Below are 14,837 nucleotides of genomic sequence, written 5' to 3' on the forward strand. Positions count from 1 at the left end.
CCCACCCGGAAAATGTGCAGTCTAACGATTCAATGGGGCAACGAAACGGCTTTTGGCCACGCTGCGCACATCCGGCTCATCGGTGTCGGTGACCACAAATTCGATGGTCTGCGAGCTGCTTTTCGGGCGGTCGGCCAGCAGGGCAACAGACACCGGCACATCGACAATCTCGCCGGGGGCCAGGGCCAGTTCGGTTTTGCCCTGCAGCTGGAAGTCTTCGCTGTCTTGCAGGGACACCCGATAGTTCTGTGGTTCCTGGGTCTTGTTGATGATTTTAAGGCTGTAGATGTTCTCGATCTGGCCCTGGCTGTTCTCGCGGAACAGCCCACGGTCCTTGATCACATCCAGCGACACCATGGTGCGCTGGTTAAGGGCCACCACCAGCGCTCCGATCATCACTACCAGAACCACGGCGTAGCCGATCAGGCGGGGGCGCAGCAGGTGGGTCTTGCCGCCTTGCAACTCGTGTTCCGAGGTATAGCGCACCAGGCCGGGGGCGTAGCCCATTTTTTCCATCACCGAATCACAGGCATCGATACAGGCCGCGCAACCGATGCACTCCATCTGCAAGCCATCGCGGATATCGATCCCGGTCGGGCACACCTGCACGCACATGTAGCAGTCGATGCAGTCGCCCAAACCTTCCTGCTTGGGCTCAACCCCGCGTTTGCGCGGGCCCCGGCTTTCGCCACGGGCCACGTCATAGGAAATGGCCAGTGTGTCCTTGTCGAACATCACGCTCTGGAAGCGGGCATAAGGGCACATATGCATGCACACCGCTTCACGCAGCCAGCCGGCGCTGATGTAGGTGGCACCGGTGAAAAACAGCATCCAGAACAGGCTGATGCCGGCAATTTCCAGGGTCAGCAATTCCGTGGCCAGCGGCCGCACCGGGGTGAAGTAACCGACGAACGTCAGTGCGGTCATCACACTGATGGCTAGCCACAGCGTGTGCTTGGCCGTACGGCGCAGGACCTTGTTCACGCGCCAGGGGGCGGCTTGCAGTTTTATGCGCTGGTTTCTGTCACCTTCGGTGATCTTTTCGCACCACATAAACAGCCAGGTCCACGTGCTTTGCGGGCAGGTGTAACCGCACCACACCCGGCCGGCAAAGACCGTGATTGCAAACAGGCCAAAGGCGGCAATGATCAGCAAGGCCGACAGCAGAATGAAGTCCTGGGGCCAGAAGGTGGCTCCAAAGATGTGAAACTTGCTTTCAGACAAGTCCCACAGGACCGCCTGGCGGCCATCCCAATTCAGCCAAACCGTGCCAAAGAACAGCAAAAACAAAAAGCCTGTGCCCACTATCCGGAGTGTGCGGTACAGGCCAGTGAAGCTGCGGGTGTGAATCATGGTGTCGCTGGACTTGTTTTTATTTTTTGCGGCTCTGGGTCGAGAAGCCTCAAATGACTCAAGTATCTGGACGGGAATTTGTTCGCTCATGGTCTTTCGCTCATCAGCCTCCATCAGGCATGTGCACTATGCCCAGCGAACTGTTTGCATAACAGACTCAGTTATTTGAATTAAAACCGGATCAGACGGATTTTGAGGCCTGCCTGCGACAATGTGCTGCACCCCGGTCAATCCCCGTTGGTGCGGGCTTTGAGCCCCATTACTCCAGGCGCGCCGGAGGGAATGTGACCGGAGTCAGGTAAACCACCGAATCACGAAACGTGATCGCGACCAAGGTATTCAAGATCCTGCTGCGGCACGGATAAATGCTTGATCCAGAGTGGTGGCCTGGTAATGGTTTTTGAAAGACTCTCCGTGTTCAAAGTGTTTGAATTTTTGTTGGCTGATCATGTAAAAGCCGTCGCAGTTTTCACAGATTTCTTCGACGTTGTGCGAAGAAACCAGAATGGCCGCACCGTCCTTCGCTGCACCACGCAAGCATTGCCAGATATAAAAGCGAAACTCTGGGTCTACGCCAGCGGTGGGCTCATCAAGAATATAAAGATCGGCCTCTATCGACAGTAATGACACGGTAAAAAACCAGCGTTTTTCACCATAGCTGCACAGGGAAGATTTTTTCCCCCATATTTCTTTGTAGCGTTCCAGAACAGGAGGGCTCCAGGCGGCCAATTTGGCCAGCACATGATGCTTGTCCATGGGCGAGGGGGAGCAGATCAATGTCGTCATTTTGAAAATATCAAACATGCGTAATGCTGGAGGGGTCATTACGGTTTGGGATAAATACAGCGGGTTAGTGAAAGGGTTAGTTAAAGAGCCGCCGTCGAGGTGTTTCAAACCACAGATAATATCGAAAAAAGTGGTTTTCCCCGAGCCGTTAGGGCCCAGGAGCCCGACGATGGCTCCTGACTCGACACGTAAAGAAGCGCGGTTGAATAGTTGTTTGGACGGGTATTTGAAGTCAATGCATGTGGCTTGCAATACAGTCATTAGTATCGACTCCAGACAGGATTGATGCGCAAGTGCTTACACACTGATTTCATGGTAATGACGAATATGATAAAGGCGCTTATAATCGTAATACGGTAAGTTTGAATACCGTCGGCCATGATAGCCTTTCCAAGACTTAAGAGGTTCAGTGTATTAAAAAGTGCCCTGGTGTTCTCGGGGAATGCGCTCTGAGCGATGCCCAGCGCAAGCATAAAAAAGGATGCGATGGAAAAGACAGTGTTGGCGGTCTGAAAATTCAGAGGTAGCAATGTGAGTAACAGGCCCGGAATACAAAACACAATGAAGCAACAGTAGAAACGGGCAGCGATAATAAGTATTTCATGTATTGAATAAGCGCCGAAAGGTAGCCGGGTAATGAGGTAAAAAACCAGGCAGTAAATAAAAGCAATGCTGGAGTAGGCCATGAACTGCGCTGACAAAAAAACGAATTTGGCATGCGGGGTGTAAATAAATGACCGCATAAACCCACTTTCTCTTCTGCCAACAATGTAAAAAGAAAATCCAAAAAATGCAATGCTGAGTGCAATATATGCGTAAAACCATGCGGTTGCGCTACGATAGTCTTGTTGAAAGTAAATATGTCCTTTTGAGAAAGCCAGTAAGTAAAAGATAGCGCCAGGTGAGAGCAGTATCCAGAATAATGCAATAGGCTCCTTAAGTTGTTCCTTGATTAATAATTGGGCGAGTAGTGTGGCGCGGGTGAGGGTATGCATGGTGTGCCTTTTATGGGAATGGGACCATTATTTTTTGGCGTTCAGGTCTGATGTATTTTTTGAAGCTTGCTGAGTAGTCGTTGTGCATGTTTATACATGTTGAGTTGTCCATGTGCATGAATAGTTGAGGTGAGAGGTATTTGCTAAAGGTGCAGGTTTTGTTCCCGATGCGTGTGAGTTTTATATAAAGATAGCCGTCAATTTTTATACCCTTTAGCGATAGTAGTAATCCATCAAGGCTGAAAGGGTGGAGGACTTTTTTCTGGGGCGATACCATTTTTATGGTGGTGGTTGCTTCTGTGTAGCACGGGTATGTGTTGCAGTTCAGGAAGTGCTTTAGATAAGGATCGTTAAGCGTGTTGGGGTTTCCTCTGCAGCTTGAAAACAAGTCAATGAATCTAAATGTTTGCCATAGTTCTTCTAGGGCTTTTTCCAATCCTCGTGTTGTTGTATCAGCATAGGCCATGCCCGTGCAGTATTTGACGTGGCGATGTTTGTTGTTTTGCCCGTAGAATACGATGATGCAACTTCCTGGGAAAGCAGGGTCGCAAATATCAAAAGCAGTTATGTCTCCCGCTTTATTTAATGCATCGGCCAAATGTCGCGAGCGACTATGTTTTAGTAAATTGGTTACATGCTCTGAGTCCAAGCGTTCCATGTGTTGGCCTGTGAGCCAAAAACGGGTGAGGAATTGACGTTCCAGGCATTCTTTTATCGATCCGAATACGGCTTTTTCTGTATTCCAGTGAAAACTACATCCGCAGGTGTCTTTTGAGGGATAAATTGAGTTATCGTCTTCCAGTTTGTAGTGGTTTAAGGAAATGCAAGCGGTTGGAATGTAGCACTCAGTAAGGCTTGAGACTCGTAGGGTTTTTGTTAAGTTGTAGGTATGGCTTTGCAATGTGTCTGATGAGTGTTGAAGGAGGGACGTCTGTGCGAATGCTACAGTGAAATAATCGACTTCGTTCGGATTCAAAGAGTAGTCGAGTGTGTTTTTTATATCGACCATTATATCTGTGTAGAAGTGTTTTCTTTCAAAATACTCGCCCATGGCAGTTTTAAGCGAATTGGATCCGCTGCCAATACCGGATCCAACAACTGACCACGCATCACTGATTTCAGTCACGAAAGGAAATCCCTGCGTGCATGCCGGCTGCCAGTGAAGCCTGCTTGGAAATGTTGGGCTTAAAGGGAGAGGGCTTATATTCATGCTTGTTGACCAATAAAATGCACACAAAGAGGGGTAAAAATTGCTGGATTTAATCCAATTGCTTTACAAAGCATCGTGTCCGTGAATCCAGACCAAAGGCGACATCTAAGGTTAAGCCGTTTTGCTTGCAGCTCAATAAGCATATAAATAGAGCCTGCCTCCATAAGTGCTAATCTGTAGCCTCGATATCTATATTTGAAGATGGTCTTGGGTAAATAGGCAATATAAATAATGGCTATGTCAGGTGTGCCTATGTCTGAGCCTATAGGCAGAATGGCGTCTTTGAGTACTCTGGAAGTGAAGCTGTTTTGTACTTTTTCAAATGCTCGCGAATGAGGCAGAAGATGAAGTATTTTTTCTGAAAATGGCCAGCTCGTTGAGTCTTCGTTCAGCGAGCAAATAAATATCTCTATTGGGTAAAGCGCGCCGCCACTAGGATATCCTCTTTTGTGGCTGTCTTTTTTCCTGCTGAGAAGAGGTAGTATCAGGTTTTCAATTGTTGGGAACGGGATCTCAACTTTTTTAAAAAATTCAAATGACTCATTTCGTGCGAGTGAAGTGGGTGTTTTGTTTTTGCAATTTACGGGTACTGACAGGTGCATGTCTGGGTATAGATTTATTTCTTTGCCTGTCAATGTGTCTAGGTCGGTTGGGCATATGTTGTGTAAGTAGCTGATGTGTTTGAATGCATGGTGAAGCGTGTAGTTTCCTTTGTTGTGAAACTCCAATATTTCGGAAAGGACTGTTCCGTCCGTGAATTTTAGATAATAGTCGTGGGGTAATGTTTTCATGAGGGGAGTCCCAAGCAGTCACACATGCTCCAGTGACTAACATGCTCTTCAGTTATTTGTCCGCTGGATAAGTGAATATAAGAGGCAAGCATCATGCAGTCCTGAGTTCGGCGCCCGTAGTCAGCACACACCCACTGTTTTATCGTTTCAAGCAATAAGCCAGTCGCCAATGCCGTTTGCAATGGTGTGAGAGGTTGTTCTGGTATGGGTAAGTTATTGTCGGTGCAGAAGTTCAGTAGTCTTGACCAATTGCCAGGCGTTGGGCGAACCTGTTCTGTATAAGCAGTTTTGTCAAAATTACAAAAATGGCAAGGGGTGCCAGCCTCAGATAGATAGGGTTGACTCACATAAAAATAATCGCCAACGCGCAGAGCCATACAGATTGCGCTTTGCGGGAATGTGTTGGCTATTTCGAAATAAATAGTCTTCAGTTTTTGGTGGTTGTAGTGTTTGGTTATGATCATGAGGAATGCATGGGGGGTTGCAATGTTTTCAATAAGTTGCTCGTTGATAGGGTGGGTTTCGAATGTGATTGGTAATTCAGCGGTTAGGGTTTTTTCGAAATCTGAACTCCAGTCGTGAGCAATTATGATTTGTTTAAAATATAGATTTAATGTTGTCTTTCTTAATTTCAAAACGCGCTCTAAAAATTCAAAGGCCTCGTTGGCATCAAGACCGTACTCCTCGAGGATCGTATAGATATCAGTTTTGGCTTGAGGTGCCGAGGTCAGTGCGCGTAGCTTGTAAAGCGCTTGAAGCAACTGGGGGGAGTGTATAAGTGCTACTCCTTTTTCTGAAACAACAATAGACTGATCAAGAAGTTTGATTATTTGGAAGTCGGATATGTATAGGTCCATGCTGGGGTCACTGGGTAGTGAGGTTTCTGGTTGAGAGCCAGAAACCTGTGATGGGTTAAGATTGTTTTTCCAGTGGAGTTATCGCATTTCCACCACCACAACCACCGCTTCCTCCGCTACCACCATTACACCCGCCCCCCCCTCCGCATCCCCCACTACCTCCACAACCGCCGGCACTGCCAGATCCGCCATTGTTAGATTGAGGGTTGAAGTTTGAGTCAAACCCATTGTTGAAGTTGAAAACAACTTCGCCAAATGCATTATTCATTGTGATGCTTCTGTTTTAAGTTTCCCGTCAGTTCGGGTTGTTTTTATATAATTCGCAGATTGTAATCTGTCAAAATTATTATGGTGTTGTTTATGACATTTCTCACGTCTGCGTAGGTGTTTTCTTGTGGTCTTTGAAGATGCATATTGTTGGTTGTGTGCAGCTATATAGGTGCATTAATTTGGCTTGGTAAGTTTTGAATATCATTGTCGTATTAAATTTCTAGTTTTTTCATAAGCATAGTGGTGTTGTTTTAATGAGATCTTGTTTAGGTCAGTCTCGAGTTTTGTAGTCTTTTTTTGTAAGACGAAAGTTTCCGGCGATGTGGGAAAACGACGAGCGGTATATTCTGTGTGAGCCGATAAACCGTCGAGAATACTAATTTTATTGCCCGATCTTTTTGTTGCCCTTTGCCAGCCGGGTCTCTTGCGGTCTATGGATCAGCTACGGTTGGCCACCCACACACAATGTGCACGTGTTTTGCAGTGATCCCTGCAGCAATCCCTATCAACCCTTCTAGCCCATGCCTGGGGGGCCAGAGTGACCTTAAAGCAACACATTGCACTGTTAATGTGCGAAAAGAGTGCATTCGACAGTGTTCTGCGCCGAGTACTTGATGCGCGTCACGGGTTAGTCATGAATGGATACAGATTGTCTGACAACAGCTAGTCTTTGCTCTGTCTTTGAGTGACAGGACACAGCTCAAGGCGAGGGCTAAAACGCGTGCTGGGTTAGACGTAACCTTTACCGGATGGAGAACAGCATGATTTCGAGCAAGCAAACGGGTAAAGGAAAAGACTCGTTGTTACCCGCAGACTCGGATATCGAGGCGTTGACACGGGCAGAGCACTCCGATCCGTTTTCGGTGTTGGGCCCTCACGGAGATGGCGAGGGCGGGCAGTATATTCGGGCATTTTTGCCGGGAGCGGTGAGCGTCAATGTACTGGCCCGTGTTGACGGTCAAGTGCTTGGCAGTCTTGAGCATTCACAGGTGCCCGGCTTCTTTGTCGGGCATTTCCCGCAGGCCAGTGGCTATGTGCTGCAGGTTGATTGGGGGGATGTTGTCCAGATCAGCGAGGATCCCTACAGTTTTGGCCCGCTGCTGGGTGAAATGGATCTGTACCTGTTTGCAGAAGGCAATCATCGCGATTTGAGCAGTTGCTTTGGCGCGCAGTTGACCCACGTTGATGGCGTGCCCGGTGTGCGCTTTGCGGTATGGGCGCCCAATGCACGGCGGGTTTCGGTGGTCGGCGACTTCAATGGCTGGGACGGCCGTCGGCACCCCATGCGCCTGCGCCATCCGAGCGGGGTGTGGGAGCTGTTTGTACCGCGTCTGCAAGCCGGTGAGGCCTACAAGTATGAAATTCTCGGGGCTCAAGGCATTTTGCCGCTCAAGGCTGACCCGGTGGCCCTGGCCACGCAGTTGCCGCCCGACACCGCCTCGAGAGTCGCCTCGCCCCTGACCGTCGACTGGCAGGACGGCGAGTGGATGCAAGCCCGTGCGCAGTTCCAGCGCCATGATCGGCCGTTGTCCATCTACGAGCTGCATGTGGGCTCCTGGCAGTGCGAGGCCGATGATGTCGGCGAGATCGCGCGTCAGTACACCTGGCCTGAGCTGGCGGACCGCCTGATCCCCTATGTGCAGCAATTGGGCTTCACCCATATCGAGCTGATGCCGATCATGGAGCATCCGTTCGGCGGTTCCTGGGGCTATCAACCCTTGTCGCAATTTGCCCCCACTGCCCGTTACGGCTCGCCCGATGATTTTGCGGCGTTCGTCAATGCCTGCCATATCGCCGGTATCGGGGTGATTCTGGACTGGGTGCCCGCGCACTTCCCCAACGATGCACACGGGCTGGCGCAATTTGATGGCACTGCGTTGTACGAATACGCCAACCCGCTTGAAGGCTTTCACCAGGACTGGAATACGCTGATTTACAACCTTGGCCGCACCGAAGTGCATGGATTTATGCTGGCCTCGGCCCTGCACTGGCTCAAGCACTTCCATATCGACGGGCTGCGGGTCGATGCGGTGGCGTCCATGCTGTACCGCGACTACTCACGCAAATCCGGTGAGTGGGTACCCAATCGCCATGGCGGTCGGGAAAACCTCGAAGCCATCGAGTTTTTGCGCCATCTCAATGACGTGGTTGCCCACGAAGTTCCCGGGGCGCTGGTGATTGCCGAAGAATCCACGGCCTGGCCGGGGGTCAGCCAAAGTACCGAACAGGGCGGGCTGGGGTTTTCGTACAAGTGGAACATGGGCTGGATGCACGATTCGCTGCACTACATCCAGCAAGACCCGGTGTACCGCGCCCATCATCACAACGAGTTGAGCTTTGGCCTGGTGTACGCCTGGACCGAGCGTTTTATCCTGCCGATTTCCCACGATGAAGTGGTGCACGGCAAGCACTCGCTGATCGACAAAATGCCCGGCGATCGCTGGCAGAAATTCGCCAACCTGCGGGCTTATCTGAGTTTTATGTGGGCCCATCCGGGCAAGAAACTGCTGTTCATGGGCTGCGAATTCGGGCAGTGGCGCGAGTGGAATCATGACCAGCAGCTGGACTGGTATTTGCTGCAATACCCCGAGCACCGTGGCGTGCAAAAACTGGTGGGCGATTTGAACCGCTTGTACCGCGAGCAACCTGCGCTGTATGAGCAGGACGACGTTGCGCAAGGGTTCCAGTGGTTGATTGGGGACGACGCCGCCAACAGCGTTTATGCCTGGCTGCGCTGGAGCAAGGACGGTTCGCCATTGCTGGTGGTGGCCAATTTTACCCCGGTGCCACGGGAGGGCTACCGCATCGGTGTGCCGTTTTCCGGTACCTGGCAAGAGGTGATCAACAGTGACTCGGCCACCTATGCCGGTTCTGACTACGGCAATGGTGGCGGGGTGGTGGCCGATGAGCTGCCCAGCCACGGGCAGAGTGTGTCCCTGGCATTGAATCTGCCGCCGTTGGGGGTGTTGATACTGCGGCCGGCGTAAACCTGTGCTTTGTGGGAGCGGGGCCGCTCCCACAGGCGCGCTACAAATGCACCTCAACCGCCAGCGGCAAGTGATCCGATAAATGCGTCCACGGTTTGTTGCCGAGGATTTCGGGGTTGTGACTGCTGGCGTTGCGCAGGTAGATGCGGTCCAGACGCAGCAGCGGCCAGCGTGCGGGGTAGGTCTTGGCCAGTCGCCCGTGATGCCGGGCAAACACTTCGTGCAGGTCGTCCCGTTGGCAGAGGGCGGTGTTGCCTTGCTGTTTCCAGTCGTTGAAGTCACCGGCAATGATCACCGGGTCGTCAGGCGGCAAGGATTTGAGCAATTGGTTCAGCAGTACGATCTGCAGCTGGCGGTGGCTTTCCAGCAGGCTCAAATGCACGCAAATGGCATGCACATTGTCGTGCCCGGGGACGTCCAGTACGCAATGCAGCAGGCCACGCCGTTCCGGGCCGGTGATGGAAACATCCAGGTTGCGCCAGGACCTGATCGGGTATTTGGACAGCAGCGCATTGCCGTGGTGGCCGTCGGGGTACACCGCGTTGCGGCCGTAGGCGAAGTCGCTCCACATGCTGTCGGCAAGGAACTCGTACTGCGAAGTTGCCGGCCAGTCTTCGTAGCGCGATGCGTATTTTTCGTGTTCGCCAAGCACCTCCTGCAAAAACACCAGGTCGGCGCCGGTACTGCGTACTGCCTCACGCAGTTCGGGGAGGATGAAGCGTCGATTAAAAACCGTGAACCCCTTGTGCGTATTGACCGTCAGCACTTTGATCTGGTGCACGGCAGGCGCCGTCGCGGGTGTGGCAGGCGCGAGGGGGGTACCGACAACAGCCATGGTTAGGGTCACTCCTGTGTTGGGGCCGTTTTTGGCTTCAAGCTGCAAGCTGCAAGTCAGAGCTTTACTCTGGCAGCTTGCAGCTTTTTATGGGGGCGCGCTTGATGCTTATCAATACATTCACGACACCTCGGTGTGTTGCAGCTCAAACAACACCAGCGAGCGCCCGGTGACGCTGTAGGGTTTGTTGAAGGGCAGGTGTTGCGGGCCTTTTATAGACGGGTCGGTGGTGTCGAGCTTGCATGACCAGCTGATGCCGTGGGGGACTTTGGGCAAGTTGAAGTTGAGGTTGTCGAAGTTCGCGTTCACCACGATCAGCAGGGTGGCGTCGGCGCCAGCCCGCTGTACCCCGGACACCTGGGTGCGACCGTCGAGCAACATGCCCAGGCACCGCTCCTCGGGGTCATGCCACTGCTCGGTGGTCATCTCGTTGCCGTCCGCCGCCAGCCAGGTCACGTCCTTGACCTCGGGGTTCTCGTTGCAGTGGCCAACCAGAAACAGGCCGCGTCGCAAGATGGGGTACTGCAGGCGCAACTTGATCAGGCGTTTGACAAACGCGAGCAGGGTTTTGGCCGGTTTGTCGAGCTCCCAGTTGACCCAGCCGATTTCGCTGTCCTGGCAGTAGGCGTTGTTATTGCCGTGCTGGGTGCGGGCGAACTCGTCCCCGGCCACCAGCATCGGCGTGCCCTGGGCCAGAAACAGGGTGGCCATGAAGTTGCGCATCTGGCGCTGGCGCAAGGCATTGATGTCGGGATCATCGGTGGGGCCTTCGACCCCATGGTTCCACGAAATATTGTTGTTGCTGCCGTCCTGGTTGTCCTCCTCGTTGGCTTCGTTGTGCTTGTCGTTGTACGACACCAGGTCATGCAGGGTGAAGCCGTCATGGGCGGTGATGAAGTTGACCGAGGCATAGGGCCGTCTGCCGCGATGGTTGAACAGGTCGGCAGAGGCGGTCATGCGCCCGGCAAAGTCGGCCAGCTGGCCTTCGTCGCCTTTCCAGAAGGCCCGTACGGTGTCGCGAAAGCGGTCGTTCCATTCTGCCCAGCCGGGCGGGAACCTCCCCACTTGATAGCCTCCGGGGCCACAGTCCCAGGGTTCGGCGATCATTTTGACCTGGCGCAACAGCGGGTCCTGGCGGCAGGCCACCAAAAAGCTGTGACGCTCGTCAAACCCGTCGTGATAGCGCCCCAGAATGGTTGCCAGGTCAAAGCGGAAACCGTCGACGTGCATCTCCTGTGCCCAGTAGCGCAAGGAGTCGGTGACCATCTGCAAGACGCACGGGTGGCTCAGGTCCAGGGTGTTGCCGGTGCCGGAATCGTTGATGTAAAAGCGCTTGTCGTCGGGCATCAGCCGATAGTACGAGGCGTTGTCGATGCCGCGCATGGAGAGGGTGGGGCCTTGTTCGTTGCCTTCGGCGGTGTGGTTGTAGACCACATCAAGGATCACCTCCAGCCCGGCGTTGTGCAGGTGCGCGACCATTTCCTTGAACTCGGCAATCTTGCCGCTGGCCAGGTAGCGCGGGTCCGGGGCGAAAAAGGCGATGCTGTTGTAGCCCCAGTAATTGGTCATGCCTTTTTGCAGCAGGTGCTGGTCGTTGACGAATGCGTGCACCGGCAGCAGTTCGATGCTGGTCACGCCCAGATCCTTGATGTGCCCGATCACTTCATCGACCATCAAGCCCGAAAAAGTGCCCCGCACCTCATCCGGCACTGCCGGGTGGCGCATGCTGATGCCACGGACATGGGTCTCATAGAAAATGGTGCGTTCCCACGGCACGGTCACGCGCTGGTCATGGCCCCAGGTGTGGGCCGGGTCGATCACTTTGCACTTGGGCACAAACGGTGCGCTGTCGCGTTCGTCAAAGCTCAGGTCGGCATCCGGATGGCCGATGGTGTAGCCAAACAGCGCCTCCGACCATTTGAGTTCCCCCACCAGTTGTTTGGCATAAGGGTCGATCAGCAATTTGTGGTGGTTGAAGCGATGGCCGTTCTCGGGTTCATAAGGGCCATAGACGCGATAACCATAAACCTGCCCGGGGTGGGCGTCGGGCAGGTAGCCGTGAAATGTCTCGTCGGTGTACTCGGGGAGCTCGATACGCTCCAGTTCGACTTCACCCGTGGGGTCGAACAGGCACAGCTCGACCTTGGTGGCATGGGCGGAAAACAGGGCGAAGTTGACACCCAGGCCATCCCATGTGGCGCCCAACGGAAAGGGCAGCCCTTCGCGGATGCGCAAGGCATCGCCAGTGGGAGGTGCTGACGTACGTTTGCTCATGACCTGCTCCTGCTCAACCGGGTTTTGAGGTGTGAATGTACTGTGGGATCGGGCTCGCGATCAGTGCTTGAGTCGCGGGCAAGCCGGCTCGTCGAACCGCCGCTCCCACTGCGGGTGTACCTGCGCGTTCAAGACGAAGCAGGTTTGCGCGGTGCCCGGGGTTTTTTCTCGGCGGCCGGTTTTGCCGCCGTCTTGGATTTGGTCACACGCGGCCCGGCCTTGGCAGGGGCAAGGGCCTGAGCCTGGGCCAGTTTGTGGGCCATTTCCCAGTGGCGTTTCTCCTGGCCGTCAGGCCGCCCCTCGGATTCCCAGATTTGGTAGGCAAATTCACGAATGTGTTTGTCGTCATTACTCATGGTAAAGCTCCTTGCTCTTGGGTGAGTTAGCGGTCGCGTTCGTGGGCTTGCTGGCGGGCACAGGCCAGCAATTGGAGGCGTTGCGTGGCATCAATAGCTTCCAGCAACGTGTTGCAATCACCTGGCAGCCGTCGGCACCAGTTGGGGTGGCCGCTGATGGTGCCCGGCAAATTGACTTGTTCTTCAAGACCCAGCGCGTCCTCTATGGGCAGCAGCACCAGTGGCGCACGGGTATGCCCCAGAAAGCGGATGCTGGCGTCGAGCGTCGGCGCATTGCCCTGGGCTTCTTCCTGAAAGTTTTGCGGGTCCTGGCTCAAGGCGCGGTGCAGGCCTTCGCACTCGATCTGACGATTTTCGCGCCAGCGCTGCGCGGTAACGGGATCGATCAGGCCCAGGCGCTCGTTCCAGTCGATGTCGCGCCCGTGGAGCCAGCCAGTGAGGGGCGGCAAGTCGTGGGTGCTGGTGGTGGCCAGTGCGTCATCCGGCCAATCCAGAATCGGTTTGAAACGGGCGCCATAGTCCTGTTCGAACAGCAGCACGCGAATGCCGAGGATCGCCCGTTCGCTGAGTTTTTCCCGCAGCCCGTCGGGCACGGTGCCGAGGTCTTCGCCCAGGACGATAGCCTGGTTACGCACGGATTCGAGGGCGACAAGGCGCAGCAGGTCATCCACCGGGTAATACACGTAGGCCCCTTCGTTGGGCGACGCCCCCAATGGGATCAGCCACAGGCGTTGCAAGCCCAGCACATGGTCAATGCGCAGCCCGCCGGCGTGGGCGAAGTTGGCGCGCAACATTTCGATAAACGCACGGAAACCGTTGCGCTTGAGCCCTTCGGGCGAGAACGCGGAAATGCCCCACCCCTGGCCAGCGCGGTTGAGCTGGTCGGGCGGGGCGCCCACGGTCAGCTGTGCCAGCAGCTCATCCTGCCGGCACCAGGCCTGGCTGCCCGCACCATCGGCCCCCACGGCGAGGTCGGCGATCAGGCCGACGGCCATGCCGCTGGCCCGGGCGGTGGCCTGGGCGCGCGCCAGGCAGCGGTCCATCAACCACTGACAAAAGGCGTAAAAAGCGATGACATGCCGGTTTTTTTCGGCGAAGTGCAGCAGCGCCGGGCTGTCAGGATCGCGCCATTGCTCGGGCCAGTCGCGCCAGTCGAGGCTGTGATTATCGGCCACACAGGTTTCCTGTACGGCTTCGAAGCGGCAATGGTTCTCCAGCGCCTCGCCACCCTGTTCGCGAAACTGCCGGAAGTCGGCCAGCAGCGGGTGCTCGTCCTGGACGAAGTGTTCGTAGAGCTGGCGCAGCAGAGTCTGTTTGGCCCGGGTTGCGGCAGGCCAGTCGATCAGGGGCAGCTGTTCCAGACGCTCCAGTTCCTCTTTAAGGCCCGTGGCCTCAATGGCCTTGCCGAGCGCCTCTTTGCCCAGAATGCTGGCCGGTGCGGCATACAGGCTGTTGAGGAACAGGCGGCTGGACGGTGAGTACGGGCTGTAGTGTTTTGGCGCGCTGCTGAACATGGCGTGCACGGGGCTGATCGCCAGTGCATCGGCGCCTCGCTCGCCGGCGGCCTGCAACAGGGTTTCCAGAGCCCGGGTATCACCGAAGCCGCCATCGCCGTGGCGGCGCAACGAGTACAGTTGAGCGCTCAGGCCCCAGGCCCGGGGGGCCGACTGGTGCAAGGCATCACCGATGCTGAAGCACTTGGCCGGGGCCACGGCCAGGGTGAAATACTGGTCGTCCAGCTGCGCCCGGTGGTAGCCCACGGGAATCATGCCCGGCAGCATGGCGTCGGCGTCGAGCTGGATCGCCAGCGACTGGCCGTTTTCAAGATGCACCACGCAGTGACTGTGGGGGTGGAAATAGCGTGATAAATCCAGGGCCTTGCCAACGTCTGCGGTCAGCAATGGCGGCAGACGCTTGTTCTGTTGCTCCAGCTGCAGGTTAAGCAAGCTGGTTTCAATGGCTTCGGCGCTGTTGGCAGGCAGGCCCAGCCCCGCCAGCACGGCTTCCAGTACCTGGGGCTTGACCCTTTGTGGCTGGCCGTTGGCATCAATCCAGTCAACGGCCAGCCCGGCTCGACCGGCAAGTATTTCAAGTTGCGCTTCGCTCATTGGCGGGCTCCCGTG

11 protein-coding genes are annotated in these 14,837 nt (G+C 54.8%); 1 reads left to right on the forward strand and 10 read right to left on the reverse strand.

Translation table 11 applies throughout. The features are described from left to right. Positions 1 to 21 precede the first annotated feature (21 nt). The 6 genes from ccoG to ACZRMS_RS09440 form a co-directional block, all read right to left on the reverse strand. The gene (ccoG, locus tag ACZRMS_RS09415) at positions 22 to 1,443 is read right to left on the reverse strand and encodes a cytochrome c oxidase accessory protein CcoG (RefSeq protein ID WP_463995101.1); all 1,422 of its coding nucleotides are present in this window, start codon (positions 1,441 to 1,443) and stop codon (positions 22 to 24) included. Between the two features lie 249 nt (positions 1,444 to 1,692). Next, entirely contained in the window at positions 1,693 to 2,400 is a 708-nt protein-coding gene (locus ACZRMS_RS09420) for an ATP-binding cassette domain-containing protein (protein WP_463995102.1), read from the reverse strand. Continuing rightward, entirely contained in the window at positions 2,400 to 3,134 is a 735-nt protein-coding gene (locus tag ACZRMS_RS09425; RefSeq protein WP_463995103.1) for an ABC transporter permease, read from the reverse strand. The genes ACZRMS_RS09420 and ACZRMS_RS09425 overlap by 1 nt, the downstream gene beginning before the upstream one ends. Before the next feature lie 10 nt (positions 3,135 to 3,144). Further along, positions 3,145 to 4,260 carry a YcaO-like family protein gene (locus ACZRMS_RS09430; RefSeq protein WP_463995104.1) on the reverse strand — a complete coding sequence of 372 codons (1,116 nt, stop codon included), beginning with the start codon at positions 4,258 to 4,260 and terminating at the stop codon, positions 3,145 to 3,147. Between the two features lie 80 nt (positions 4,261 to 4,340). After that, positions 4,341 to 5,135, reverse strand: coding sequence for a SagB/ThcOx family dehydrogenase (locus ACZRMS_RS09435; RefSeq protein ID WP_463995105.1), 795 nt, complete (start codon positions 5,133 to 5,135; stop codon positions 4,341 to 4,343). Then, positions 5,132 to 5,992, reverse strand: coding sequence for an McbB family protein (locus ACZRMS_RS09440; protein ID WP_463995106.1), 861 nt, complete (start codon positions 5,990 to 5,992; stop codon positions 5,132 to 5,134). Before ACZRMS_RS09440 ends, ACZRMS_RS09435 begins: the two co-directional genes overlap by 4 nt. Before the next feature lie 1,031 nt (positions 5,993 to 7,023). Here ACZRMS_RS09440 and glgB point away from each other — a divergent pair. Continuing rightward, complete coding sequence (gene glgB / locus ACZRMS_RS09445; RefSeq protein ID WP_463995107.1) at positions 7,024 to 9,249, forward strand: 1,4-alpha-glucan branching protein GlgB; 2,226 nt, start codon at positions 7,024 to 7,026, stop codon at positions 9,247 to 9,249. A 40-nt stretch (positions 9,250 to 9,289) separates the two neighbouring features. On the opposite strand, the gene ACZRMS_RS09450 is transcribed toward glgB, so the two are convergent. The 4 genes from ACZRMS_RS09450 to malQ all read right to left on the reverse strand — a co-directional run bounded on the left by ACZRMS_RS09450 (position 9,290) and on the right by malQ (position 14,822). Next, positions 9,290 to 10,084 carry an endonuclease/exonuclease/phosphatase family protein gene (locus ACZRMS_RS09450; protein ID WP_463995108.1) on the reverse strand — a complete coding sequence of 265 codons (795 nt, stop codon included), beginning with the start codon at positions 10,082 to 10,084 and terminating at the stop codon, positions 9,290 to 9,292. A gap of 120 nt (positions 10,085 to 10,204) precedes the next feature. Continuing rightward, positions 10,205 to 12,358, reverse strand: a complete 2,154-nt coding sequence (gene glgX / locus ACZRMS_RS09455; RefSeq protein WP_463995109.1) for a glycogen debranching protein GlgX — start codon at positions 12,356 to 12,358, stop codon at positions 10,205 to 10,207. Positions 12,359 to 12,486: 128 nt separating this feature from the next. Further along, the gene (locus ACZRMS_RS09460) at positions 12,487 to 12,714 is read right to left on the reverse strand and encodes a DUF2934 domain-containing protein (RefSeq protein WP_463995110.1); all 228 of its coding nucleotides are present in this window, start codon (positions 12,712 to 12,714) and stop codon (positions 12,487 to 12,489) included. Positions 12,715 to 12,740: 26 nt separating this feature from the next. Then, the gene (malQ, locus tag ACZRMS_RS09465) at positions 12,741 to 14,822 is read right to left on the reverse strand and encodes a 4-alpha-glucanotransferase (RefSeq protein WP_463995111.1); all 2,082 of its coding nucleotides are present in this window, start codon (positions 14,820 to 14,822) and stop codon (positions 12,741 to 12,743) included. Between the last annotated feature and the right edge of the window lie 15 nt (positions 14,823 to 14,837).

The organism is Pseudomonas sp. B424 (assembly GCF_055408345.1).

Coding starts and splice junctions, on each gene's coding strand:
- ACZRMS_RS09435 (WP_463995105.1), bottom strand. CDS start 5,135: ATGAAAACATTACCCCACGACTATTATCTAAAATTCACGGACGGAACA.
- ACZRMS_RS09425 (WP_463995103.1), bottom strand. CDS start 3,134: ATGCATACCCTCACCCGCGCCACACTACTCGCCCAATTATTAATCAAG.
- ACZRMS_RS09420 (WP_463995102.1), bottom strand. CDS start 2,400: ATGACTGTATTGCAAGCCACATGCATTGACTTCAAATACCCGTCCAAA.
- glgB (WP_463995107.1), top strand. CDS start 7,024: ATGATTTCGAGCAAGCAAACGGGTAAAGGAAAAGACTCGTTGTTACCC.
- ACZRMS_RS09440 (WP_463995106.1), bottom strand. CDS start 5,992: ATGGACCTATACATATCCGACTTCCAAATAATCAAACTTCTTGATCAG.
- ACZRMS_RS09460 (WP_463995110.1), bottom strand. CDS start 12,714: ATGAGTAATGACGACAAACACATTCGTGAATTTGCCTACCAAATCTGG.
- ACZRMS_RS09450 (WP_463995108.1), bottom strand. CDS start 10,084: ATGGCTGTTGTCGGTACCCCCCTCGCGCCTGCCACACCCGCGACGGCG.
- glgX (WP_463995109.1), bottom strand. CDS start 12,358: ATGAGCAAACGTACGTCAGCACCTCCCACTGGCGATGCCTTGCGCATC.
- ccoG (WP_463995101.1), bottom strand. CDS start 1,443: ATGAGCGAACAAATTCCCGTCCAGATACTTGAGTCATTTGAGGCTTCT.
- malQ (WP_463995111.1), bottom strand. CDS start 14,822: ATGAGCGAAGCGCAACTTGAAATACTTGCCGGTCGAGCCGGGCTGGCC.